This window comes from Aquabacter cavernae, from assembly GCF_003993795.1.
Classification (GTDB): Bacteria; Pseudomonadota; Alphaproteobacteria; order Rhizobiales; family Xanthobacteraceae; genus Aquabacter; species Aquabacter cavernae.
The window spans coordinates 1,523,591-1,545,715 of the sequence record NZ_RWKV01000008.1 but is presented as its reverse complement, the minus strand read 5'-3'; the positions used below and the strand labels follow the sequence as shown (position 1 = coordinate 1,545,715).

The 22,125-nt window shown below is 66.6% G+C and carries 25 protein-coding genes and 1 tRNA gene; 8 read left to right on the top strand and 18 right to left on the bottom strand.

The features are described 5' to 3' along the window. The first annotated feature begins 12 nt into the window (after positions 1-12). From trpA to EJJ38_RS11780, 5 genes are all read left to right on the top strand, one after another. Positions 13-870, top strand: a complete 858-nt coding sequence (trpA, locus tag EJJ38_RS11800) for a tryptophan synthase subunit alpha (protein WP_127090242.1) — start codon at positions 13-15, stop codon at positions 868-870. Positions 871-1,024: 154 nt separating this feature from the next. After that, a complete protein-coding gene (locus EJJ38_RS11795) occupies positions 1,025-1,978 on the top strand; it encodes a 3-hydroxyacyl-CoA dehydrogenase (RefSeq protein WP_127090241.1) in 954 nt (317 codons plus the stop codon). 155 nt (positions 1,979-2,133) lie between these two features. Then, entirely contained in the window at positions 2,134-3,519 is a 1,386-nt protein-coding gene (locus tag EJJ38_RS11790; protein ID WP_127090240.1) for an ethanolamine ammonia-lyase subunit EutB, read from the top strand. Continuing rightward, the gene (gene eutC / locus EJJ38_RS11785; RefSeq protein ID WP_127090239.1) at positions 3,516-4,286 is read left to right on the top strand and encodes an ethanolamine ammonia-lyase subunit EutC; all 771 of its coding nucleotides are present in this window, start codon (positions 3,516-3,518) and stop codon (positions 4,284-4,286) included. The genes EJJ38_RS11790 and eutC overlap by 4 nt, the downstream gene beginning before the upstream one ends. 143 nt (positions 4,287-4,429) lie before the next feature. Further along, positions 4,430-5,932, top strand: coding sequence for an amino acid permease (locus EJJ38_RS11780; RefSeq protein WP_127090238.1), 1,503 nt, complete (start codon positions 4,430-4,432; stop codon positions 5,930-5,932). Positions 5,933-5,988: 56 nt separating this feature from the next. Here EJJ38_RS11780 and EJJ38_RS11775 read toward each other — a convergent pair whose 3' ends face one another. Next, a complete protein-coding gene (locus EJJ38_RS11775; RefSeq protein WP_127090237.1) occupies positions 5,989-6,369 on the bottom strand; it encodes a hypothetical protein in 381 nt (126 codons plus the stop codon). A 199-nt stretch (positions 6,370-6,568) separates the two neighbouring features. Between EJJ38_RS11775 and EJJ38_RS11770 the strand changes: the two genes are divergently transcribed. Further along, complete coding sequence (locus EJJ38_RS11770; RefSeq protein ID WP_127090236.1) at positions 6,569-6,928, top strand: hypothetical protein; 360 nt, start codon at positions 6,569-6,571, stop codon at positions 6,926-6,928. Positions 6,929-6,965: 37 nt separating this feature from the next. On the opposite strand, the gene EJJ38_RS11765 is transcribed toward EJJ38_RS11770, so the two are convergent. The 4 genes from EJJ38_RS11765 to EJJ38_RS11750 all read right to left on the bottom strand — a co-directional run bounded on the left by EJJ38_RS11765 (position 6,966) and on the right by EJJ38_RS11750 (position 9,122). Next, positions 6,966-7,865, bottom strand: coding sequence for an EamA family transporter (locus tag EJJ38_RS11765; protein WP_205666141.1), 900 nt, complete (start codon positions 7,863-7,865; stop codon positions 6,966-6,968). A gap of 44 nt (positions 7,866-7,909) precedes the next feature. Then, a tRNA-Leu gene (locus EJJ38_RS11760) sits at positions 7,910-7,994 on the bottom strand. A gap of 260 nt (positions 7,995-8,254) precedes the next feature. Further along, positions 8,255-8,665, bottom strand: a complete 411-nt coding sequence (locus tag EJJ38_RS11755; protein WP_127090235.1) for a DoxX family protein — start codon at positions 8,663-8,665, stop codon at positions 8,255-8,257. Between the two features lie 49 nt (positions 8,666-8,714). After that, the gene (locus EJJ38_RS11750; protein ID WP_127090234.1) at positions 8,715-9,122 is read right to left on the bottom strand and encodes a HesB/IscA family protein; all 408 of its coding nucleotides are present in this window, start codon (positions 9,120-9,122) and stop codon (positions 8,715-8,717) included. A 182-nt stretch (positions 9,123-9,304) separates the two neighbouring features. Here EJJ38_RS11750 and EJJ38_RS11745 point away from each other — a divergent pair, with 182 nt between their 5' ends. After that, positions 9,305-10,237 carry a formate/nitrite transporter family protein gene (locus EJJ38_RS11745; protein WP_127090233.1) on the top strand — a complete coding sequence of 311 codons (933 nt, stop codon included), beginning with the start codon at positions 9,305-9,307 and terminating at the stop codon, positions 10,235-10,237. A gap of 7 nt (positions 10,238-10,244) precedes the next feature. Here EJJ38_RS11745 and EJJ38_RS11740 read toward each other — a convergent pair whose 3' ends face one another. The 6 genes from EJJ38_RS11740 to EJJ38_RS11715 all read right to left on the bottom strand — a co-directional run bounded on the left by EJJ38_RS11740 (position 10,245) and on the right by EJJ38_RS11715 (position 14,504). Continuing rightward, a complete protein-coding gene (locus EJJ38_RS11740; protein ID WP_127090232.1) occupies positions 10,245-10,718 on the bottom strand; it encodes a MaoC family dehydratase in 474 nt (157 codons plus the stop codon). Further along, complete coding sequence (locus tag EJJ38_RS11735) at positions 10,715-11,179, bottom strand: MaoC family dehydratase (RefSeq protein WP_127090231.1); 465 nt, start codon at positions 11,177-11,179, stop codon at positions 10,715-10,717. Before EJJ38_RS11735 ends, EJJ38_RS11740 begins: the two co-directional genes overlap by 4 nt. A 172-nt stretch (positions 11,180-11,351) precedes the next feature. Further along, positions 11,352-12,449, bottom strand: coding sequence for a redox-regulated ATPase YchF (gene ychF / locus EJJ38_RS11730; protein ID WP_127090230.1), 1,098 nt, complete (start codon positions 12,447-12,449; stop codon positions 11,352-11,354). 13 nt (positions 12,450-12,462) lie between these two features. Further along, positions 12,463-12,990: a PIN domain-containing protein gene (locus tag EJJ38_RS11725; RefSeq protein WP_127090229.1), complete on the bottom strand. Its 528-nt coding sequence runs from the start codon at positions 12,988-12,990 to the stop codon at positions 12,463-12,465. Positions 12,991-13,258: 268 nt separating this feature from the next. After that, the gene (pth, locus tag EJJ38_RS11720; protein WP_127090228.1) at positions 13,259-13,867 is read right to left on the bottom strand and encodes an aminoacyl-tRNA hydrolase; all 609 of its coding nucleotides are present in this window, start codon (positions 13,865-13,867) and stop codon (positions 13,259-13,261) included. Between the two features lie 22 nt (positions 13,868-13,889). Continuing rightward, a complete protein-coding gene (locus tag EJJ38_RS11715; RefSeq protein WP_127090227.1) occupies positions 13,890-14,504 on the bottom strand; it encodes a 50S ribosomal protein L25/general stress protein Ctc in 615 nt (204 codons plus the stop codon). A 165-nt stretch (positions 14,505-14,669) separates the two neighbouring features. Here EJJ38_RS11715 and EJJ38_RS11710 point away from each other — a divergent pair, with 165 nt between their 5' ends. Beyond that, positions 14,670-15,017, top strand: coding sequence for an ArsC family reductase (locus EJJ38_RS11710; protein ID WP_127090226.1), 348 nt, complete (start codon positions 14,670-14,672; stop codon positions 15,015-15,017). 191 nt (positions 15,018-15,208) lie between these two features. Here EJJ38_RS11710 and EJJ38_RS11705 read toward each other — a convergent pair whose 3' ends face one another. The 7 genes from EJJ38_RS11705 to cyoA are packed head-to-tail and all read right to left on the bottom strand — an operon-like array spanning position 15,209 to position 22,027. After that, positions 15,209-15,760, bottom strand: a complete 552-nt coding sequence (locus EJJ38_RS11705; RefSeq protein WP_127090374.1) for a response regulator transcription factor — start codon at positions 15,758-15,760, stop codon at positions 15,209-15,211. Between the two features lies 1 nt (position 15,761). Next, positions 15,762-17,045 (bottom strand): ATP-binding protein, encoded by a 1,284-nt coding sequence (locus EJJ38_RS11700; RefSeq protein ID WP_127090225.1) that lies wholly within the window; start codon positions 17,043-17,045, stop codon positions 15,762-15,764. A gap of 15 nt (positions 17,046-17,060) precedes the next feature. After that, positions 17,061-17,819: an SURF1 family protein gene (locus EJJ38_RS11695; protein ID WP_127090373.1), complete on the bottom strand. Its 759-nt coding sequence runs from the start codon at positions 17,817-17,819 to the stop codon at positions 17,061-17,063. A gap of 2 nt (positions 17,820-17,821) precedes the next feature. Continuing rightward, the gene (cyoD, locus tag EJJ38_RS11690) at positions 17,822-18,205 is read right to left on the bottom strand and encodes a cytochrome o ubiquinol oxidase subunit IV (protein WP_127090224.1); all 384 of its coding nucleotides are present in this window, start codon (positions 18,203-18,205) and stop codon (positions 17,822-17,824) included. Beyond that, positions 18,202-18,834: a cytochrome o ubiquinol oxidase subunit III gene (gene cyoC, locus EJJ38_RS11685; protein WP_127090223.1), complete on the bottom strand. Its 633-nt coding sequence runs from the start codon at positions 18,832-18,834 to the stop codon at positions 18,202-18,204. The genes cyoD and cyoC overlap by 4 nt, the downstream gene beginning before the upstream one ends. Then, positions 18,831-20,843: a cytochrome o ubiquinol oxidase subunit I gene (cyoB, locus tag EJJ38_RS11680; protein ID WP_127090222.1), complete on the bottom strand. Its 2,013-nt coding sequence runs from the start codon at positions 20,841-20,843 to the stop codon at positions 18,831-18,833. The genes cyoC and cyoB overlap by 4 nt, the downstream gene beginning before the upstream one ends. An 11-nt stretch (positions 20,844-20,854) precedes the next feature. Next, positions 20,855-22,027, bottom strand: coding sequence for a ubiquinol oxidase subunit II (cyoA, locus tag EJJ38_RS11675; protein ID WP_127090221.1), 1,173 nt, complete (start codon positions 22,025-22,027; stop codon positions 20,855-20,857). Positions 22,028-22,125: the final 98 nt, after the last annotated feature.

Here is a 22,125-nt window from a genome sequence, read left to right as displayed (position 1 = left end):
CCTTAAGGTGCCATGACCTCTTCCGCTCCCCACCCGACCCGCATCGCCGCCCGCTTCAAGGCCCTCGCCGCCGAAGGGCGGCCGGGCCTCGTCACCTTCATCACCGCCGGGGATCCGGACGGGGAGACCTCGCTCGCCATCCTGAAGGCGCTGCCGGGCGCGGGGGCGGACATCATCGAGGTGGGCGTGCCCTTCACCGATCCCATGGCGGACGGGCCGGCCATCCAGGCGGCGGGGCTGCGGGCGCTGAAGGCCGGGCAGACCCTGGCGAAGACGCTGGCCATGGTCAGCGCCTTCCGCGAGGGGGACGATGCCACGCCCATCGTCCTCATGGGCTATTACAACCCCATCTATGTCTATGGCGTGGACCGCTTCCTGGCGGATGCCCGCGCGGCGGGCGTGGACGGGCTCATCATCGTGGACTTGCCGCCGGAAGAGGACGACGAACTGTGCCTCCCGGCGCTGAAGGCGGGGATCGACTTCATCCGCCTCGCCACGCCCACCACGGACGAGAAGCGCCTGCCCACGGTGCTGCGGCACACGGCGGGCTTCGTCTATTACGTCTCCATCACCGGCATCACCGGCGCGGCGACGCCCGATGCCGGGCGCGTCTCCCAGGCGGTGGCGCGCATCAAGCAGCATACCGACCTGCCGGTGGCCGTCGGCTTCGGCGTGAGGACGCCGGAGCAGGCTGCCGCCATTGCGGCGGGCGCGGACGCTGTGGTGGTGGGCTCGGCGCTGGTGGATGCGGTGCGCGCTTCGCTCGACGCAGAGGGGCGTGCCACGGACAAGACGGCGTCGTCCGTGAAAGCCCTGGTGAGCGATCTCGCCGCCGCCGTGCGCGGTGTGCGGCGCCAGCCGGCGGCGTGACGCCCGGCGCGAACAGGTTTTCGTCGGCATCTCTTCCGTCCCGCCTTTGGCGGCGGGGCGCGGGGTCTCATGCGCGCGTGCCCGCAGGGGCCGGGCGGCCGATTGGTATTGACGGCGCTCAACCCGGAGCGCCCCTCGCCCTCAGGGAGGACATATGAGCAAGGGTAAGATCGCCATTATCGGTTCCGGCCTCGTCGGACGTGCCTGGGCCATCACGTTCGCCCGCGCGGGCTTCGACGTGGCGCTGGCGGATGCGGATCCCGCCGCCCCCACCGCTGCGCTCACTTATATCGATGGCGTGCTGCCCGACCTCGCGGCCAACGGCCTGCTGAACGACGAGACCCCCGAGACGGTGCGCGCCCGTCTCACCGCCGTCGCTTCTTATGCGGAGGCGCTGGACGGCGCGATCCATGCGCAGGAGAGCGCGCCCGAGCGGCTGGAGCTGAAGCGGGCGCTCTATGCGGAGCTGGACCGCCTCGCGGCGCCCCAGACCGTGCTGGCCTCCTCCACCTCCGCGCTCCTGCCGTCGCTGTTCACGGAAGGGCTCGCGGGCCGCGGACGCTGCTGCGTCTGCCATCCCATCAACCCGCCTTACCTCGTGCCCGCCGTGGAAGTGGTGCCCTCTCCCTGGACGGACCCGGAGACCATCACCCGCGCCGCCGAGCTGATGCGCGCGGCGGGCCAGTCGCCCATCGTGATGCGTAAGGAGCTGGACGGGTTCGTCATGAACCGCATGCAGGGCGTGCTGCTGGACGAGGCGTTCCGGCTGGTGGCCGACGGTTATGCCAGCGTGGAGGACGTGGATATCGGCATTCGCGAGGGGCTGGCCCTGCGCTGGTCCTTCATGGGGCCGTTCGAGACCATCGACCTCAACGCCCCGGCGGGCGTGAAGGATTATGCCGAGCGCTACGAGCACATGTATGCCCGCATGGCGCCCACCCAGTGGCGGCGCGTGGACTGGTCGGGCCCGGTGATGGACACGGTGGTGGAGCAGCGCCGCGAGCGCCTGTCGCAGGAAGGTCTTCCCGACCGCCAGGTGTGGCGCGACCGCCGCCTCATGGCGCTGGCGGCGCATAAGCGCAAGGCGGACAAGGATATCGGCTCCTAAGCTCGGCGTTCCGCGCATCCCGTCCGGGCAAGGTCGGGATGCGCGCAGCCCATGACGCCCAGCGCGTCTTTCCCAGAAGCGTTTTTTCTCTTGAGGAAGGCGCGTTTCTTGCACGTAATCCGAGTGGACGGTTCCTCTCGTGCCGGAGACATGCCATGGCCTTCCTCCATCGCGTCGGTCCGCGAAGCTATGCCTTCGCCGATCTGAAGGACCTGATGGCCAAGGCGACGCCGCTGCGCTCCGGCGATGTGCTGGCGGGCATCGCCGCCGCCAGTGCCGAGGAGAGCGTGGCCGCCCGCATGTGCCTCGCGGAGGTGCCGCTGAAGGCGTTCCTCTCGCAGGCGCTGATCCCCTACGAGACCGACGAGGTCACCCGCCTCATCCTCGACACCCACGATGCGGCCGCCTTCGCGCCCGTGGCCTCCATGACCGTGGGCGACTTTCGCGACCATCTGCTTTCCCATGAGGCGACGCCTGCTGCGCTCGCCCGCCTCGCGCCCGGCCTGACGCCGGAAATGGTGGCGGCGGTCTCCAAGATCATGCGCAATCAGGACCTGATCCTGGTGGCGCGCAAATGCCCGGTGGTCACGCGCTTCCGCAACACGATCGGCCTGCCCGGCACCATGGCCGTGCGCCTCCAGCCGAACCATCCCACGGACGATGCGGCGGGCGTCTCCGCCTCCATCCTGGACGGCCTGCTCTACGGGGCGGGGGATGCGGTGATCGGCATCAACCCCGCCTCCGACAGCCTGCCGGTGATCGAGCGGCTGCTGAAGCTCATGGACGAGGTGATCGGGCGCTTCGAGATACCCACTCAGAGCTGCGTGCTCACCCATGTGACCTCGTCCATCGAGCTGATGAACCGGGGCGCGCCCGTGGACCTCGTCTTCCAGTCCATCGCGGGGACGGAAGGGGCGAACCGCTCGTTCGGGGTGGATCTCGCCGTGCTGAAGGAAGCGGCGGACGCCGCGCGCGCCCTGAAGCGCGGGACGGTCGGGCAGAACGCCATGTATTTCGAGACCGGGCAGGGATCGGCGCTTTCCGCCGACGCCCATCACGGCGTGGACCAGCAGACCTGCGAGGCGCGGGCCTATGCGGTGGCCCGCGCCTTCGAGCCGCTGCTGGTGAACACCGTGGTGGGCTTCATCGGTCCGGAATATCTCTATGACGGCAAGCAGATCATCCGCGCCGGCCTGGAAGACCATTTTTGCGGCAAGCTGCTGGGCGTGCCGCTGGGCGTGGACGTCTGCTACACGAACCATGCCGAGGCCGATCAGGACGACATGGACAGCCTGCTGACCCTGCTGGCGGCGGCGGGCGTCACCTATGTGATGGGCATTCCCGGCGCCGACGACGTGATGCTCAATTACCAGTCCACCTCCTTCCACGATGCCCTGTATGTGCGCGAGGTGTTCGGCCTGAAGCGCGCGCCCGAGTTCGAGGCGTGGCTCGCGCGCATGGGCATTACCGGGCCGGACGGGCGCATTGCCCCCGCCAGCGCGTCCCATCCTCTTCTGGGCTTCGTGGAGCGCGCCGCATGACGCCCCGCGATCCCTGGCTCGCTTTCGCCCGCCATACGCCCGCCCGCATCGCGCTGGGACGCACGGGCGCGAGCCTGCCCACGGACGAGGTGCTGCGCTTCGCGCTCGCCCATGCCCAGGCCCGCGACGCGGTCCACACGCCCTTCGACGGGGAGGCGGTGGCGCAGGGCATTGCGGAACTGGGCCTGCCGGTCCTTGCCGCGGACAGCGCGGCGGCCTCGCGGGATATCTATCTGCGCCGTCCCGATCTCGGGCGGCGCCTGTCCGACGAGAGCCGTCTCCGCCTCGCCGAAGCGGCGGGGGGCGAGGTGGACCTCGCCATCGTGGCGGCGGACGGCCTGTCCTCCACCGCCGTCCATGTGCAGGCCGTGCCCTTTCTCGCGGCCCTCAAGCCCTGGGTCGCGGCGGAGGGATGGAGCCTTGCCCCCGTGGTGGTGGCCCGGCAGGCCCGGGTGGCGCTGGGCGACGAGGCGGGCGCCCTGCTCAAGGCCCGTGCGGTGCTGGTGCTGATCGGCGAGCGGCCGGGCCTGTCCTCGCCGGACAGCCTCGGTCTCTATCTCACCTTCGCGCCCCGGCCCGGACGGAGCGATGCCGAGCGCAACTGCATCTCCAATGTGCGCGGCGACGGCCTCACCTTCGAGGCGGCGGCCTTCAAGCTCTCCTGGCTGCTGCGGGAGGCGTTCCGGCGCGGCCTGACCGGGGTGGACCTGAAGGATGACAGCGACGCGGTGGCGCAAGAGGCGCGTCGCCCGCTCACTGCAGGCTGAGGCCGCTTAAAGGACGAGGCCGCCTAAAGGACGAGGCGCTACGCGGTTGCACGGCACAGGACTTGCTTTTCTTAAGGTTGGCATTTGCGCGGGTGGGCAGGGTGCTGGGCTTCCCCCAAAGGGGGAGAGACGGAGGCTGGCGGATGAGCACGCAGAAGTCATCGGGAGTCACCTATACGACGGTGGATGTCGCCTATTTCGAGCAACGCGCGCTGAAGCGTCATGCGCGGGTCTGGTCGCTCTGGGCGCTGGGCGTGGGGGCGGTCATTTCCGGCCACTTCTCCGGCTGGAATCTCGGCCTCGCCTCGGGCGGATGGGGCGGCATGTTCATCGCCGCCATCATCATCGCCATCATGTATCTCGGCCTTACCTTCTCCATCGCCGAGATGTCGCCCGCCTTGCCGCACACGGGCGCCGCCTATTCCTTCGCCCGCACCACCATGGGGCCCTGGGGCGGCTTCATCACCGGCCTGTGCGAGAATGTGGAATATGTCATCACCCCGGCGGTGGTGGTGTCGTTCATTGGCTCCTACATGGGCTCCATCTTCGGCACGCCGCCGGAATTCCAGCCGGTCTACTGGATCTTCGGCTACATGATCTTCGTGGGCCTCAACGTGGTCGGCGTCGAACTGTCCTTCAAGGTGACCCTGGTGGTGACGCTCGCCGCGCTCGCCTGCCTTGTGGCCTTCTGGGTCAGCGCCATCCCGGTCATGGATTTCTCCCGCTGGGCGCTCAATATCGGCGTGTCGCCGGACGGGGCGGCCATCGAGCTGCCCAATGGCGGCGGGCCCTTCCTGCCGTTCGGCATCGGCGGCGCGCTGGCGGCCATGCCGTTCGCGGTGTGGCTGTTCCTGGCCATCGAGCAGCTTCCGCTGGCGGCCGAGGAATCGGTGGATCCCAAGAGCGACATGCCCAAGGGCATCATTGCGGGCATGGCGACGCTGATCGTCTCCGCCTTCATGATCCTGTGGCTGAACTCCTCGGTGGCCAACGGCGCCTTCGGCCTCTCCAGCTCGCTGGAGCCGCTGCTGGACGGCTTCAAGGCCATTTACGGCACGGGCATCGCCAGCCTGCTGGCGCTGGTGGCGGTGGTGGGCCTCATCGCCTCCTTCCACACCATCATCTATGCCCAGGGGCGGCAGATCTATTCCCTGTCCCGCGCGGGCTATTTCCCCCGCGCGCTGTCCATCACCCATGGCAGCCGCAAGACGCCGCATGTGGCCATGATCGCCGGCGCCGTGGTGGGCCTCGGCATCATGCTCACCATCTGGTTCGCGCTGGGTGCGGAGGCGGGGGCGGCGGCCATCGGCGGCACGCTGCTCAACATGGCGGTGTTCGGCGCCATGCTCTCCTATGTGATGCAGGCGCTGTCCTTCATCCTCATGCGGCGGAACATGCCCCACATCGAGCGGCCCTATAAGAGCCCGTTCGGCGTGCCCGGCGCGGCGCTCACCATCCTCATCGCGCTGGTGACCATCTACTTCCAGCTGTCCGATCCCATCTACCGCAACGGCGTGATCGGGGTGGCCATCTGGTTCGCGGTGGGCATCGCCTATTTCGCCGCCGTGGGCCGCCACAAGCTGGTTCTCTCCCCCGAGGAGGAGTTCGCCATGTCCAAGGGCACGAGCGAGTACAAGTCCTACTGAAACGAAAAGGGGCGCCCTCCGGGGCGCCCCTTTTCCCTCATCGGAACTTGGTCCGGTCAGACCGGCTCCACCGAGACCACGCGGAAGGTGTGGGTCTCGTCGTCTTCCTTCACGGAGACGTATTCGCCGATCACGAAGCGCTCGTCGTTGAAGCGATAGCCCGCCTCGTCGTCGTCCGAGCCGGAAATGTCATAGCGGAAGGCCCAGCTTCCGCCGGGGCGGCGCACCAGATGGCCCAGCGCGTCCGCCTCATTAGGGCGGAAGCGCACCACGCGGCACGCGGCGCGATGCTTGTCCCATAACGCGGGTTCGATCCGCCCGTCCTCGGAGAGAGGGGCGACGAAGGTGTAGCCGAAGTCCCGCGCGCCGGCCGGATGGCCCTTCTCGCGGGCGAGTTCGAGGCGGATCTCTCGGAAATCAGTGGGCAAATCGACCATGCGCTCCTCCGGGCCCTGGGCCGTCTGTCGGGGGCTTTTGGTCCGCGCCGACATCTCCTTCATGCCCCAGCTTTCGCTGAGGAGCGATGCCGTGCCGGTCCCTAAGGACATTTACTCAGGACGATTTGATCCAGGACAATGCGCGCTGCGTGGTTGGGTGTGTTATACTAAAGTCGGCCATTTTCAGGGAGATGGACCCATGAACACGCTACCTCCGTTTCAGACCTGGACCCAGGCTTGGCAGAATGCGGCCCAGACATCGGGAAATCCCGCGGCTGCTGCTCAACTCCTGTGGTTCGAACTGCCGGTGGAGATTGCCGGCCGGCTCCAGCGCTTCACCGCGGCCCGCATGCAGGACCAGATGCGCCTCTTCACCGAGATGAACGGGGCCGAAGGGGTGGCCAATCCCTTCATGCGCGAGGCGGCTTTCCTCCAGGAGTCGAGCCTCGCCTGGGGATCGGAAGTGCTTCAGATCATGGAGCTTTGCCAGGAGCGCCTGCTGAATACGTCGCGTGCGGAATCGCAGGCGCCGATCCACTATCCGAAGGCGGCCGCCTGACGCCGCCATTTCCGGGTCCGGCGGCGTGCTGCCGGACTTACGAACCTGGGGCGGCGTGTTCGCGCGCCGCCGACAGGCTGGTGCCCACCGAGGCCGTGACGATCAAGGCGATGGCGACCCACTGGTTTGCCGACAGGTGCTCCTGGAGCACAAGCAGGCCGAATATGGCCCCCATGGCGGGCTCGCCGCTCATCAGGATGCTGAACGTCTGGGCGGGCAGCCGCTTCAGCGCGATCATCTCCAGCGAATAGGGAATGGCGCTGGAGAGGATGGCGACCCCGATGGCGACCGGAAGCAAGGCGGGCGAGAGCAGCGCCGTGCCCGCCTGGGCGACACCCGCCGGAAACGCGACAAGCATCGCCACCAGCATGCCGATGGCGGCCACGGAACCGCCCGGGGCGGCGGAACTGCTGCGCTTGCCGAACAGAATGTAGACCGCCCAGAAAACCCCCGCGATGAGCGCATAGGCCACGCCCAGCAGATCGAGATGGGCCGCCATGGCATGGATCGGCAGCAGCAGGATCACGCCTGCAATGGCCATGCCCGCATAGAGGAAATCCCGGGGGCGCCGGGAGGTGGCCACCGCCAGCAGGAGCGGGCCGGTGAATTCCAGCGCCACCGCCACGCCCAGCGGAATGCGGGAGAGGGACATGTAGAAGGTGAGGTTCATGCCGCCGAGCGCGACGCCGTAGACCAGCAGAGAAGGCCATGCGGCGCGGGTTGGCCAATGGCGCCAGGGGCGCCAGACCATCCACAGGATGATGCTCGCGAACAGCAGGCGCAGCGCGGTGGCGCCTTCGGGGCCTATGGCCGGGAAGAGCTGCTTGCCCATGGCCGCCCCGCCCTGGACCGAGACCATGGCCACGACGACGGCACACAGCGCCAGGGGAACACCCACCGGCGCGCCCGTCGCCGGGGTCGTCTGCGATGAACCCATGGGGCCGAGATCCGCTGAGGGACCGGCGGATGCCGTCCCGAAGGTGGTGCGGACGGCGGGACTCGAACCCGCACGCCTTGCGGCGCAAGATTTTAAGTCTCGTGCGTCTACCGATTTCGCCACGTCCGCGCGTGAGGCGGGACCATAAAGCGCGATCGGGCCGCAGGGAAGCGCATAGCGCATCCATACGGGTTGTGAACCGCTCTCTATCAAGGACTTATGCACTGTCACGCGCATGGAGGGGGCCGTGGCCGTCCATGCGGGCGGGGAAATGCACGTCATCAACCACTTATGCCGGGCGGGATGCCCGGATGTGCATCGCGCGTTCAGGGCGGGCAAGAAGCGTTCTCTATGGAGGCGCGCGCAGGGGGATCGCGCCGCGACTTCCGTCAGCCCGCCTTCTGCCGATGGGAGAGGATGGCGCCGACCATCAGGCCGCCGATCAGGCTCACATGTTCCACCGCCACGCGGAAATGCTCCAGCGCCTCATGGCCGCTCGCGGCCCAGAAGGGATGGGCCACGGGAATGGTGAGCACGAGGAACACCGCCAGCGCTCCATAGCCCAGCCAGGAGGCCACATTGAAGATGATGAGCAGGGAGGAGACCAGCAGGGTGCCGATGGCCAGCGCGGCGATGAAGTCGGGCGCAGGCAGGCCGAAATGGCTCATTTCCGCCGCGGCGGCGGAAAAATTGATCAGCTTGTCCAGCCCCGCGCCCCAGAAGACGAAGGTCAGCACCACGCGGGCGATAATCGCGAAGGCGCGGGATTCGAGCAGGCAGGCGATGGGTTGTGGAACCATGGGTCACACTCCGGAAAGGATGTACCCATGGTGAAACCCTCCAGGAAGGTCAAGCTTGCGGTGAAGCGCCCGCATCCTTTTCCAGGGCCTCGGCCTGGGCCGGGGTAATGGCGACGGATTCGCCACAGCCGCAGGCGGACGTCTGGTTGGGATTGTTGAACACGAACTGCGCGGAAAGCTTCTCGGTCTTGAAGTCCATCTCCGTGCCCAGAAGGAACAGGATGGCCTTGGGATCCACGATCACCTTCACGCCCTTGTCCTCCACCACATCGTCTGTGGGGGCGATCTCGGTGGCATAGTCCATGGTGTAGGACATGCCCGCGCATCCGCCGTTGCGGACGCCCACCCGCACGGCCGCGGCCGGAGGGGTGGAGCGGGACATGATCTGGCGCAGGCGCGTGGCGGCGGCATCAGTGATGCGCATCACCTGGGGGCGGGGGCGCGGGGAAGCGTTCATCGTCAAAACTCCTGACCACGCCGGTTCAAGGCCGGCGGATCCACGTTCCTAAAAATGGGGCAACAGAGGCCCTTGGGCAAGGGGCGGGGGCTCAGGGCGGCCATGCGCGGGCTCATGAGCAGGCGGGAGATGCAACCGAAGGGCGTCCACGGCGTTCAGCTTGGCAATGGAGGCGATCGGCCATGGTCAAGGTGAGCGAGCAGAATGGTCCGGCCGAACCGGCGCGTCGGGCAGGCGGGTCGGGCAAGGCCGCGCCGGGCGCGGCGGCGGACCTTACCCGCAAGGAAGACGAGATCGTGGAGGAGCGGGCGAACCTGCGCGCTCTCGCGGTCTATGAGGTGATCCGCCGGGAGGGCGTCGAGGAACTGAAGCGGCCCATGGCGAGCCTGTGGTGGTCCGGCATCGCGGCGGGCCTGTCCATCGGCTTCTCCATCGTGGGCGAAGGCCTGCTCCATGCCCACCTGCCCGACGCGCCGTGGCGGGGGCTGGTGGAGAGCCTGGGCTATTCCATCGGCTTCCTCATCGTCATTCTCGGCCGCTACCAGCTCTTCACGGAAATCACCCTGACGGCGGTGCTTCCCGTCCTGGCCGAGCCTTCGCGCGGCAGCTTCGCGGCGCTCATGCGCATCTGGGTCGTGGTGCTCGCCGCAAATCTGGTGGGCACCGCCCTGTTCGGCGCGGCCCTCGCCTCCGGCCTGTTCCTGCCGCAGGAGGCGCAGGAGGGCATTCTCGGCGTGTCCCGGCATCTGGCCGAAATCGGCAGCGGTTCCGCCTTCTGGCGCGGCATATTGGGCGGCTGGCTGGTGGCGACGGTGGTCTGGCTGCTGCCGAGCGCCGAACAGGCGCGCTTCGCAGTCATCCTGCTGCTCACGGCGCTCATTTCCGCGCTGGAGCTGTCCCACGTCATTTCCGGCTCGGTGGAGCTGTTCGTCCTGCTGTTCGTGGGCGAACTGGGGATCGGCGCGGTGCTGTCCATCCTGCTGCCGCTGCTGGCGGGCAACATCGTGGGCGGCTCGGCGCTGTTCGCGCTCCTGGCCTATGGCCAGGTGAAGGAGGAAATGTCCGATCCCGAGCCGGGCGAACCCTCCCTGGCGCGGGAGGGGGCCGGATCGTAACGCGCCGTCAGGCGCGGCGGCGCACGAAGACGGTGCTCTCGAAGTCGAACACCAGGTCGCCATGCTGATTGGTGCCGGTATTGTAGGCCATGAGCAGGCCCCATTCCGGCTTGGACTTGGAGGGCAGCTTTTCACGCACCTCGGTGGCATAGGTGATGGTGTCGCCGGCATAGACGGGCTTGAGCCAGCGCAGATTCTTGAAGCCGGGGGAGGGGCCGAAGTCCGGCACCGGCAGGCCACGGGCGCGCCGCTCGGCATCGTCGCGGGTGCGCTCCTCCAGCAGGTATTTCATCCAGGTGGCGGCGGTGTGCCAGCCGGAGGCGATGAGGGCGCCGAACGGGGAGCGCTTCGCCGCCTCCTCGTCCACATGGAATGTCTGCGGATCATAATTGCGCGCGAACGCGATGATCTCGTCGCGGGTGAAGAGGTGGCTGCCCAGCACGCGGCGGGTGCCCACCTGCATCTCGTCGAAATAGCTCATGCGAGGCGCGCTCCCGGATTGCGGCGGGCGAACAGGATGACCAGCGTCTCCTCGCTCGCCACCTCGCCCGTGCTTTTCAGAAGCTCCAGGCGGAAGGTCACGAGGCCCATGTCCGGCTTGGTCTTGGACGTCCGGCTTTCCAGCACCTTGCGGCGCACGGACAGGACATCGCCGGGGAATACCGGCATCTTCCACTTCACCTCGCTGACGCCCGGAGACCCGCGCCCGGCGGCATTCAGCAGGAAACCTTCGCAGGTCAGCTTCTGCATGATGGCGCAGGTGTGCCAGCCGGAAGCGGCCAGCGCGCCCAGCATGGAGGCGGCGCCCGCCGCCGCGTCCAGGTGCATGGGCTGGGGGTCGAACTGGCGCGCGAAGTCGATGATTTCCGCCTCGGTCACCTTGTAGGCGCCGTAGGTTTTCACCTCGCCTTCGATGAAGTCCTCGAAGAAGAGACTTGCCACGCTGTCCTCCCGCGCGTTTGACGGTCTGGTCCCGCCGGTCCGGTATTTCGTCGGCGCCGGGCGGACCTGACTGACGATCCGTGAGTGAGGCTCACGGATCGTCAAGTCTTATACGCTTGCGGCGGGGCCGGGGAAGGGGATGCGCCGCCCGTTACCGGGACGGCGCGCCGCATCAGTTCGCGAAGCGGAAATGCAGCACGTCGCCGTCCTGCACCACATATTCCTTGCCTTCCAGCCGCAGCCGTCCGGCCTCGCGTGCGCCCGCCTCGCCCTTGTTCTTGACGTAGTCGTCATAGGCGATGGTCTCCGAGCGGATGAAGCCCTTCTCGAAGTCCGAATGGATGACGCCCGCCGCCGCTGGCGCGCGGGTGCCGCGGGTGATGGTCCAGGCGCGGGCCTCCTTGGGGCCCACGGTGAAATAGGTGACCAGCTGGAGCAGGTCATAGCCCGCGCGGATCACGCGGTTGAGGCCCGGCTCGTCCAACTCGATGGCTTCCAGATAGTCGGTCTGCTCCTCGGGGGGCAGCACCGCGATCTCGCTCTCGATCTTGGCCGAGACCACCACCGCCTTCGCGCCTTCCGCCTTGGCGCGCTCGAACACCTGGGCGGAGAGGGAATTCCCGTCCTTGGCCGAGGCTTCCTCCACGTTGCACACATAGAGGACCGGCTTGGCGGTCATGAGGCCCAGCATGTCGAAGGCGCGCTCCTCATCGGGCTTGCGCTCCACGAGGCGGGCGGGCTTGCCGTCGCGCAGCAGCACCAAAGCGCGCTGCATGAGGTCGAGGCTTTCCTTGGATTCCTTGTCGCCGCCCTTGGCCTTCTTCTCCAAAGCGGAGGCGCGCTTCTCAAGGCTTTCAAGGTCGGCGAGCATCAGCTCGGTCTCGATGGTCTCGATGTCGTCCACGGGAGAGACCTTGCCCTCCACATGGGTCACGTCGCCATCCTCGAAGCAGCGCACCACATGGGCGATGGCGTCGCATTCGCGGATGTTGGCCAGGAACTGGTTGCCCAGGCCTTCACCCTTGGAGGCGCCGCGCACGAGGCCCGCAATGTCCACGAAGGTGAGGCGGGTGGGGATGATCTGCCCCGACCCTGCGATCTCCGCCAGCGTGTCCAGGCGCGGATCGGGCACGGCCACCTCGCCCACATTGGGCTCGATGGTGCAGAAGGGGTAATTGGCCGCCTGCGCCGCCGCAGTCTGCGTCAGGGCGTTGAACAGGGTGGACTTGCCGACATTGGGCAGGCCGACGATGCCGCATTTGAAGCCCATCTTGAGAGATCTCTCAGCGTTCTTTGAAGGAAGTGAAAAGGGTTTCCATATCGGTGAGGAACGGGTTCACCACAAGCGTGCGCTCGTGGGAAAGCCCATCCTCGATATCCTCGCTCACCAATACCCGGCATTCGGCCGCCTGGGCGGCGGCGAACAGCAGGCAATGGTCCCAGGGCAGATGCAGCCGGTCTTCCACGCGGAAGGCGCGGTCCATCAGCTCCAGCGGCCCGGCCGAACGGCAAGCGGGCATGAGGTCGGCGAGATAGGCGCGCACGGCGTCCCGTCCCACCAGGGGAAAGCGGCGGCGGGCATCGCCGTAAAGCGTGGCGAGAACCATGGGGCTCACCACCAGTTCGCCATGGCGGCGGATGGAGCGCAGGCTATGGCGTGCCATCGCCCGCTTCCGGGCTTCCGAGCGGTCCTGGAGATAGAGCAGGATCGGCGCGTCCACGAAGCAGCGCACGGGCGGCTGCGCTTTCGTCGAGGGCCGTTCGGCCATCGTCTTGAGCGTCTGCTTGAGGGCCTCCTGGGCCGTGCTCATCTGCGGTCTCGCGCTTTGGGGCCGGCGGCGGGGCGATGCCCCAGCCGGGACCCGTGAGCCAGCGGTCAAAGGGCGCCAGCGGGTCGCCATGGCCGCCCAGCGCCCGTGAGAGCTGCTCGGCCACGAATTTGGACAGGCTCACGCCCTCGCGGGCGGCCGCCAGCCGTGCCCGTGCCAGAAGATCCTCCGACACGGTGATGGTGACGTTCTTCATTCGCGGCCCCCTCCCGTCAAGCCCGCGGCATTGCGCCGGTCCGCCGCGTCCCCGTCAGCCGCGCGTGCCGATTTCCTTCACGCCGCCAAAGCCCTGGGCGTCCATGAACAGGTGCGCCCGGTTCTGGAACTCCTCGGGGCGGCCTGCGGTGAGCTGGTCCGCATTGTCCGCGCAGGCCGTGCACAGCGCGTCCACCCAGCCCGCCTCGGACTTGGCGAAGTCGTTCAGCACATAAGCGTGGACCAGGCTCTTGTCGCCGGGATGACCGATGCCCAGGCGCACGCGCCAATAATCGTTGCCGCATTGGGCGGTGATGGAGCGCAGGCCGTTATGGCCCGCATTGCCGCCGCCCTTCTTGATGCGCAGCTTGGCGGGGGGCAGGTCCAGTTCGTCATGGAAGACGATGACCTTCTCCAGCGGGATCTTGTAGAAGCGCATGGCTTCACTCACCGCCCGCCCGCTCTCGTTCATGAAGGTTTCGGGCAGCAGGGCCAGCACTTTCTGGCCGCCGATCTCGCCTTCGCTCACCGCTCCCTGGAACCTGCGGCGCCAGGGGGAGAGGCGATGGCGGCGGACGATGGCATCCACCGCCATGAAGCCGATATTGTGCCGGTTGCCGGCATATTTCGCGCCGGGATTGCCGAGACCCGTGAAGAGAAACACGGCTGCCTCCGGCGCGAAACGATCAGGCCTGCTCGGCGGCGGCAGCGGCGTCCTCGGCCTCGGCTTCCTTCAGGCCCGACGGGGCCATGACGGTCGCCAGGGTATCGTCGCCGGTGAGGGCGGACACGATGCCGGAGGGCAGCTTCACGACGGAGAGGTGGATGCTGTCGCCGATCTCAAGGCCGGTCAGGTCCGCCTCGATGAATTCGGGGATGTGCTCCGCGTCCGCGTCCAGGGTCACGGCGTGGTGCACGACATTGAGCGTGCCGCCGCGCTTCAGGCCCGGGGACTTCTCCTGGTTCACGAAGTGAACGGGCACTTCGACGGTCACATGGGCGCCGGCCGACACGCGCAGGAAATCGACGTGCAGCGGGAAGTCCTTGACCGGATCCAGCTGGTAGTCGCGCGGGATCACGCGGTGGCGCTTGCCGTCCACCTCGATCACGAACAGCGTCGTCAGGAAGTGACCCGCATAGATGGTGCGGGTGATTTCCTTGTTGTCGAGCGAGATCGTGACGGGATCCTGCTTCTCACCGTAAATCACGGCGGGCACGCGTCCGGCGAGGCGCTCTGCACGGGCGGCCCCCTTGCCGGCCCGCGGGCGCGCCACAGCCTTCAGTTCTTTGATGGCAGTCATGGCACTGGTCCTAACATCTCGTGGGTTCTAGAACGGCCAATGGCCGCTCGCGCGGCCATTCGGCTGTCTTTCGTGCCGCACGCCTCCAGGGGGGCGCATGCGGAGCGAACGCGGGCTTATAGCCGCGAAGCCTTGGAAATGCAACGTCCGGAGCCTGAGGGGCAGATGAGCGTCACCATCTACGGCATCAAGAACTGCGACACGATGAAGAAGGCCCGCGCCTGGCTGGAAGGGCATGGGGTCGCCTATGCCTTCCACGATTACAAGAGCGCGGGCATCGAGGCCGCGCTGCTGGAGCGCTGGATGGGCACGGTGGGCTGGGAAACGCTGCTCAACAAGGCGGGCACCACCTTCCGCAAGCTGCCCGACGCGGACAAGGCGGACCTCAACCGCGCGAAGGCCGAGCGGCTGATGCTGGCGCAACCCTCCATGATCAAGCGCCCGGTCCTCGACGTGGACGGCAAGCTGACCGTGGGGTTCAAGCCGGAGGTCTATGAGACGCTGTTCGGCTGAGGGGGCGGCATGCGTCCCTCGCGGGCTTCCCCCTCCCCAACCCTCCCCCGCAAGCGGGAGAGGGAGTCACGGCAGGCGCAACGGAAAAAGCCCTCTCCCGCTTGCGGGGGAGGGTTGGGAGGGGGAATTTGCATGCCTGATCAGGGCAGGCAACTTAGCCGGAAGCCGCAGAGCACAAGCGCTCCACATCCTCACGCATCCGGGACGCGCTTCTTCTCCAGCTTTCGGGCGAGCGTGCGCCGGTGCATGCCGAGGCGCCGGGCGGTCTCGGAAATGTTGAAGTCGGTCTCCGCCAGCGTCTCGTGGATGCGTTCCCATTCGAGATTCTTCAGCGAGGTGGGCCGCATGGAGACCGGGATGCTCACATCGCCCTCCGCGCGGCCGAAGGCGGCCTCGATGTCGTCCGTGTTGGCGGGCTTGGCGAGATAATGGCAGGCGCCCAGCTTGATGGCCTCCACGGCGGTGGCGATGCTGGCGAAGCCCGTGAGCACCACGATCCGGGTGGCGGGATCATGGGCGTGCAGCGTCTTCACGCATTCCAGGCCAGACCCGCCCGCAAGCTTCAAGTCCACCACCGCGAAGTCCGGCGTACCTTCCGCGAGCAGGGCGCGCACCCCCTCCGCGTCCTGGCTGATGCACACCTCGTAGCCCCGCCGCTCGAAGGAGCGGCGCAGGGCGCGGGCGAAGGCCGCGTCATCCTCGATGAGGAACAGGCGGGCACGGGGTTCCGGCTCGGTCTCCATCTCAGGCTCCATGGGCGCCTCCATCGGACAAGAGTTTCAACGGCAGGTTCAGCGTCACGCAGGCGCCCGTAGCGCCGTTCTCGGCCTTTACGCGACCGCCCAGCTTGCGGACCACATTGACCACCAGGAACAGGCCGAGCCCCCCGCCGGGGCGATTCTTGGTGGAGCGGTAGGGTTTGCCGAACGTCTCCAAGATCTCGCCCGCAAAGCCCGGCCCGGCATCGCGCACGGTGAGGACGAATTCCGTGCCTGTGCTGCGCACGGAGACGCCGAGCCAGTTGGGGGAGGCTTCCAGCGCATTGTCGAACACGTTGAAGATCACCTGCTTCAGGGCCGGGTCCGAGATGATCGCCTCGCCCTGGGTGAGGGCGTTGCTGTAGTCCAGCATGCGCGGCGAGCGGCTGGCCTGCCATTCCGCCACCAGTTCGTCGAAGAAGGCCGCAGCGGTGGTGCGCACCGTGCCCTCGCCCCGTGCCTCGCCCGAGGACATGAGAATGCCGGACACGATGCGCTTGCAGCGGTCCAACTGGTTCTGCATTTCCGCCAACTCGTCGGCGAGGTCCGCATTGGTGCGGAACGGGCGCATGTGGCTCCAGTCGTTGAGGATCACGGACAGGGTGGCCAAGGGGGTGCCCAGCTCATGGGCGGCGCCGGAGGCGAGAAGCCCCATGCGCACGATATGGTCCTCTTCCGCCGAGATCTGGCGCAGCGTGGCGAGATGGGCGTCGCGCGCCCGCAGGTTCCGGGTGATGCGGGTGATGAACAGCACCAGCAGGCTGGCGGTGAGCACGAAGCAGACGAAGGCGCCCTGGAGGAACAGGCTGAAACGATCCTGGGCGCTGGCGTCCGGCAAGGCCAGGGGGCGGAAGACCGTGGTGAGCCAGACGAAGCCCGCCGCCGCCGCCGCCGCGATGGTCCAGGCGGACCAGGTCTCCAGCAGCACGCAGGCCAGGCTCACCTGGAGCAGATAGAGCGAGATGAAGGGGTTGGAGGCGCCCCCGCTCAGATGAAGCTGGACCGTGAGCGCGGCCACATCCAGCAGCATCTCGAAGAACAGCTCGGCATTGGTGACGCTCTCCAGGCGCTGGTGGCGCCATATGGAGACGATGTTCAGCAACACCAGGAAGACGAGGACGGAGCCCATCTCCAGCAGCGGCAGGGAGATCTTGAACCAGGAGCTGGCGAGAAAGATCGTCACCACCTGTCCCACCACTGCGAGCCAACGCAATTGGATGAGGAGGGACAGGTTCTGGTTGTTGGTGGTGTCTTTCTCGAACGCCGTCATGACCGGGTCGTTGTGTCAGACCCGGCGCCTCCACACAAGCACCGCCCCGCCCACCGCCATGGCCGCCATGGCGAACCAGGTCAGCGCATAGCCTAGATGGTTGTTGGGGAAGCTGATGACGGTGAGGCCGCCCATGGGCAGGCCGCCCGCATTGGGCGTTGCGTCCGCATCGATGAAATAGGGGGCCACCGGCCCGAGATCGCGGGCGGCGGCGATGGCCGAGACGTCGCGGGAATACCAGCGGTCGGCGGCGGGGTCATTGTCGCGCAGGAAGCCGCCCTTGGGCTCGGGCAGGCGCAGGAGGCCGGTGACGATTGTCTCGCCTGCGATCTCGCCCGCCTGCCGGGCAGCGCGGGTGCGATTGTCGTGGGGTACGAAGCCCCGGTTCACCAGAACGGTGAAGCCGGCATCGGTCCGGAACGGGGTCAGGACCCAATAGCCCGCCCCGTGCGCGCTCACCGCCTGCACAAGGGTCTCGTTATCGTTCAGGAAATGTCCGGCGGTCCGCACGCGCTGATATTCGCTGGAGGCGGCGTCGATGGCGCCCCATTGGCCGGGGCCGGGGGCGGGCACCGGAGGGGCGGTGACGCGGGCCTCCACGCGGGCGATGAGGTCGTGTTTCCAGGCGAGGCGCTGCACCTGCCAGGCGCCCAGCGCGCAGAACACGCCGGACAGGATGAGAAGAAGGAGCGCGAAGACCGCCGCGCCTTTCAGGCCAGCGGCCCCCTTGGGCTCCGGGGCGGGCGAGGCATGGCCTCCCCCGCCGTCCGGCATCTTCATTTCATTCCGTTCATGTCGTGAACGGGCATCATGTTGGCGTGGAGGTGGTACATGACCCAGAGCGAGCCGCTGATGGCGATCACCACCACGATGATGGTGAAGATGAGGGCCATCATGTTCCACCCGCCTTCCGAGCTGCTGCTCATGTGCAGGAAGTAGATCATGTGCACCACGATCTGCACCGCCGCGAAGGCGGTGATGATCATGGCGGTGACGCTCTTGTTCTCGATGACGCCGCTCATCACCAGATAGAAGGGGATGGCGGTGAGGATGACCGACAGGATGAAGCCGGTCATGTAGCTCTTGAAGGTGCCGTGGCTGTGATCTTCGCCGTGGCCGTGATGGGCGTCCGCCCCGTGTGCGTGGCTGTCGGCGCTCATCGCAGCATTCCCATGAGATAGACGAAGGTGAACACCCCGATCCAGATGACATCGAGGAAGTGCCAGAACATGGACAGGCACATGAGGCGGCGCTTGTTGGCGGGAACGAGCCCGCGCCGGCCCACCTGCACCATCAGCGTGAACAGCCAGATCAGGCCGAACGTGACGTGCAGGCCGTGGGTGCCCACCAGGGTGAAGAAGGAGGAGAGAAAGGCGCTGCGCTGGGGCGTCGCGCCATGCTCGATCATGTGGTGGAACTCATAGAGCTCGATGGCAAGGAACGCCGCGCCGAACAGGGCGGTGACCAGCAGCCAGGCCTGCACCTGCTTCGCCTGGCCCTTCTCCATGGCCAGCATGGCGAAGCCGTAGGTGATGGAGGAGAACAGCAGCATGGCCGTGTTCACCGCCACCAGTTCCAGGTCGAACAGGTCCTTCGGCGAGGGGCCGGCGGCATAATTGCCGCCGAGCACGGCGAAGGTGGCAAACAGCATCGCGAAGATGAGGCAGTCGCTCATCAGATAGATCCAGAAGCCCAGAGCGGTGCTGTGGCCTTCGGGATGCGCGTGCTCGTCCTTCTCGTAGAAGACGATTTCGCCGGTTTCCGGTGCGGTGGTGGTGGTCGAGCTCATGGCGTCACCTGTCCCGTCAGGAGCTTGGTGCGCGCTTCTTCAGTGCGCTCCACCTCATCGGCCGGAATGTCGTAGTCGCGGTTGTAGTTGAAGGTATGCCCGATGGCGACGGCGAGGATCGCCACGAAGCACAGCGCCGCCAGCCACCAGATGTACCAGACGAGAGCGAAGCCCATCGCCGTGCTCAGCCCCGCCAGGATGACCCCGGTGCCGGTGCTGCGCGGCATGTGGATGGGCTTGTAGCCCCCCAACGGCCGCTTGTAGCCCCGCCGCTTCATGTCCCACCACGCATCGATCTCGTGGATCACGGGGGTGAAGGCGAAGTTGTAGTCCGGCGGGGGCGAGGACGTTGCCCATTCCAGCGTACGGCCGTTCCAGGGATCGCCCGTGGTGTCGCGCAGCTGCTCCCGCTTCAGGATGCTCACGCCGATCTGCACCAGGAAGCTCACGATTCCCAGCAGGATCAGGAAGGCGCCGAAGGCGGCGATGATGAACCAGATGTGCCAGGACGGATCGTCGAACACCCGCATGCGGCGCGTCACGCCCATGAAGCCGAGCACGTAGAGCGGCATGAAGGCGAAGAAGAAGCCCAGCACCCAGAACCAGAACGACATCTTGCCCCAGAAGGGCTCGAGCCGGAAGCCGAAGGCCTTCGGCCACCAGTAGGCGATGCCGGCGAACATGCCGAACACCACGCCGCCGATGATGACGTTATGGAAGTGGGCCACAAGGAACAGCGAGTTGTGGAGCACGAAGTCGGCCGGCGGGATCGCCAGCATCACGCCCGTCATGCCGCCGATGACGAAGACGAGCATGAAGGCCACCGTGTACATCATGGGCAGCTCGAACTTGATGCGCCCCCGGTACATGGTGAAGAGCCAGTTGAAGATCTTCGCGCCCGTGGGGATCGAGATGATCATTGTCGTGATTCCGAAGAAGGAATTCACGCTGGCGCCCGAGCCCATGGTGAAGAAGTGGTGCAGCCACACGAGGTAGGACAGGATCGTGATGACCACCGTCGCGTAGACCATGGAGGTGTAGCCGAACAGCCGCTTGCCCGAGAAGGTGGCGGCCACCTCCGAGAACACGCCGAAGGCCGGCAGGATCAGGATGTAGACCTCCGGGTGGCCCCAGATCCAGATCAGGTTCACGTACAGCATCGGGCTGCCGCCGAAGTCGGACGTGAAGAAGTTCATGCCGAGGTAGCGGTCGAGCGCGAGCAGGGTGAGCACCGCCGTCAGCACCGGGAAGGTGGCGACGATCAGCACGTTGGTGCACAGCGAGGTCCAGGTGAAGACCGGCATCTTCATCATGGTCATGCCGGGGGCACGCATCTTGATGATGGTACAGATGAGGTTGATGCCTGAGAGCGTTGTTCCGACGCCCGCCACCTGAAGTGCCCAGATATAGTAATCGACGCCTGGGTCTGGACTGTATGAGACGCCCGACAGCGGCGGATAAGCGAGCCAGCCGGTCTTGGCGAATTCACCGATGAACAGCGACATCATCACCAGGATGGCGCCGCCGGTGGTCATCCAGAAGCTGAAATTGTTCAGGAACGGGAAGGACACGTCGCGGGCGCCGATCTGCAGCGGCACCACATAGTTCATGAGGCCCGTCACCAGCGGCATGGCGACGAAGAAGATCATGATGACGCCGTGCGCCGTGAACACCTGGTCGTAATGGTGTGATGGCAGGTAGCCGTCCGAGCCGTTGAAGGCCCAGGCCTGCTGGATGCGCATCATGATGGCGTCGGCGAAGCCGCGCAGCAGCATGATGATGCCCAGCACCATGTACATGATGCCGATCTTCTTGTGGTCCACGCTGGTGAACCATTCACGCCACAGATAGCCCCATAGGCGGAAATAGGTCAGCGCACCCAGCACCGCCGCGCCGCCGACGGCCACGACGAGGAAGGTGACCACCAGGATCGGCTCGTGGAACGGCAGGGCGTCGAGCGTGAACCGCCCGAAGATGGGACTGGTCGGGACGGGATAGGAAACAGCCATGGCGTTCCGTCTCAGATGTTGGAAGGCCGGAAGGGGGCCGAGAAGGGAGTTGCGGAGGACGAGATCGGAGTGAAGGCGGGCAGCGGCAGGCCCGCGCCGATCAGGCGCGTGGAGGGCGTGGTGCGCACCACCGACAGCTTGGCGCCCGATTCCACCAGTTCCTCGGGCGAGCACAGGCCGATGACGAAGCCCTGGTCGCCGCCGAGCACCGTGGTGCCGCCGCGGCGGTTGAACTTGTCATAGGCGATGTTCATCACGTTGGAGACGCCGCCAAGGCCGAGGCCGCCCTTGGCGTCGAGGGCCATCATCTCGCTCATGCACATCTTGCCGGGCTCGACGCACATATTGAGGATGGCCTTGAACAGAACCGGATCCACCTGGGCGTAATGGGTGATCGGGACGTTCTCGCTGGGCTTTTCGAGGTCCAGATAGACCGCGCGGGTGAGATCCCCGCCGCCCGCCTTCACGCCCGCGACCCACTTGTCGAAGTCGGCGTCGGACATGCCGTGGAACTTGAAGTGCATGCCGGAGAAGCCGGCGCCGCTATAATTGGCCGAGATGCCGCGATAGGTGCCGGCATTGTTGATCACCGCGTGCAGGCGGCTCTCCATTCCGGGCATGGCGTAGATCATGCCCGCCATGGCCGGGATGTAGAAGGCGTTCATCACGGCGGAGGAGGTGATGCGGAAGGACAGCGGCCGATCGACCGGCGCGGCCAGCTCGTTGACGCTGGCTACACCCAGCTCGGGGTAGATGAACAGCCATTTCCAGTCGAGCGCCACCACCTGGACTTCCAGGGGCTTGGCGTCCGGCTTCACCAGGGTGTCGGCGGCGATGCGATCCAGCGGACGGTAGGGATCGAGCAGATGGGTGCTCATCCAGGTGACCGCGCCCAGGCAGATGATGATGAGCAGCGGGGCCGCCCAGATCACCAGTTCCAGCTGGGTGGAGTGATGCCAGTCCGGATCGTAGGTCGCCTCCTTGTTGGAGGAGCGGTAGCGCCAGGCGAACCACACCGTCAGGGCCATCACCGGGATGATGATGACAAGCATCAGCACCACGGAAAGGATGACGATATCGCGCTGTTGGATGGCGATGTCGCCCGAAGGGTCAAGGACCACGAAATTGCACCCACCCATCAGCAAAGCGATGGGCAGGAGGGCGATGAGACGGAATCGGCTCACGGGATGCACCTGTCAGGAAGAGTCCTTAAGTTAGTTCGAACGGCTAGATGCACTGCAGCAAGCGCGACATTGGACAATTTGCCCAATGCCTGCCTGTC

Coding starts and splice junctions, on each gene's coding strand:
- trpA (WP_127090242.1), top strand. CDS start 13: ATGACCTCTTCCGCTCCCCACCCGACCCGCATCGCCGCCCGCTTCAAG.
- EJJ38_RS11795 (WP_127090241.1), top strand. CDS start 1,025: ATGAGCAAGGGTAAGATCGCCATTATCGGTTCCGGCCTCGTCGGACGT.
- EJJ38_RS11790 (WP_127090240.1), top strand. CDS start 2,134: ATGGCCTTCCTCCATCGCGTCGGTCCGCGAAGCTATGCCTTCGCCGAT.
- eutC (WP_127090239.1), top strand. CDS start 3,516: ATGACGCCCCGCGATCCCTGGCTCGCTTTCGCCCGCCATACGCCCGCC.
- EJJ38_RS11780 (WP_127090238.1), top strand. CDS start 4,430: ATGAGCACGCAGAAGTCATCGGGAGTCACCTATACGACGGTGGATGTC.
- EJJ38_RS11775 (WP_127090237.1), bottom strand. CDS start 6,369: ATGGTCGATTTGCCCACTGATTTCCGAGAGATCCGCCTCGAACTCGCC.
- EJJ38_RS11770 (WP_127090236.1), top strand. CDS start 6,569: ATGAACACGCTACCTCCGTTTCAGACCTGGACCCAGGCTTGGCAGAAT.
- EJJ38_RS11765 (WP_205666141.1), bottom strand. CDS start 7,865: ATGGGTTCATCGCAGACGACCCCGGCGACGGGCGCGCCGGTGGGTGTT.
- EJJ38_RS11755 (WP_127090235.1), bottom strand. CDS start 8,665: ATGGTTCCACAACCCATCGCCTGCCTGCTCGAATCCCGCGCCTTCGCG.
- EJJ38_RS11750 (WP_127090234.1), bottom strand. CDS start 9,122: ATGAACGCTTCCCCGCGCCCCCGCCCCCAGGTGATGCGCATCACTGAT.
- EJJ38_RS11745 (WP_127090233.1), top strand. CDS start 9,305: ATGGTCAAGGTGAGCGAGCAGAATGGTCCGGCCGAACCGGCGCGTCGG.
- EJJ38_RS11740 (WP_127090232.1), bottom strand. CDS start 10,718: ATGAGCTATTTCGACGAGATGCAGGTGGGCACCCGCCGCGTGCTGGGC.
- ychF (WP_127090230.1), bottom strand. CDS start 12,449: ATGGGCTTCAAATGCGGCATCGTCGGCCTGCCCAATGTCGGCAAGTCC.
- EJJ38_RS11725 (WP_127090229.1), bottom strand. CDS start 12,990: ATGAGCACGGCCCAGGAGGCCCTCAAGCAGACGCTCAAGACGATGGCC.
- EJJ38_RS11715 (WP_127090227.1), bottom strand. CDS start 14,504: ATGACTGCCATCAAAGAACTGAAGGCTGTGGCGCGCCCGCGGGCCGGC.
- EJJ38_RS11710 (WP_127090226.1), top strand. CDS start 14,670: ATGAGCGTCACCATCTACGGCATCAAGAACTGCGACACGATGAAGAAG.
- EJJ38_RS11705 (WP_127090374.1), bottom strand. CDS start 15,760: ATGGAGACCGAGCCGGAACCCCGTGCCCGCCTGTTCCTCATCGAGGAT.
- EJJ38_RS11700 (WP_127090225.1), bottom strand. CDS start 17,045: ATGACGGCGTTCGAGAAAGACACCACCAACAACCAGAACCTGTCCCTC.
- EJJ38_RS11695 (WP_127090373.1), bottom strand. CDS start 17,819: ATGCCGGACGGCGGGGGAGGCCATGCCTCGCCCGCCCCGGAGCCCAAG.
- cyoD (WP_127090224.1), bottom strand. CDS start 18,205: ATGAGCGCCGACAGCCACGCACACGGGGCGGACGCCCATCACGGCCAC.
- cyoC (WP_127090223.1), bottom strand. CDS start 18,834: ATGAGCTCGACCACCACCACCGCACCGGAAACCGGCGAAATCGTCTTC.
- cyoB (WP_127090222.1), bottom strand. CDS start 20,843: ATGGCTGTTTCCTATCCCGTCCCGACCAGTCCCATCTTCGGGCGGTTC.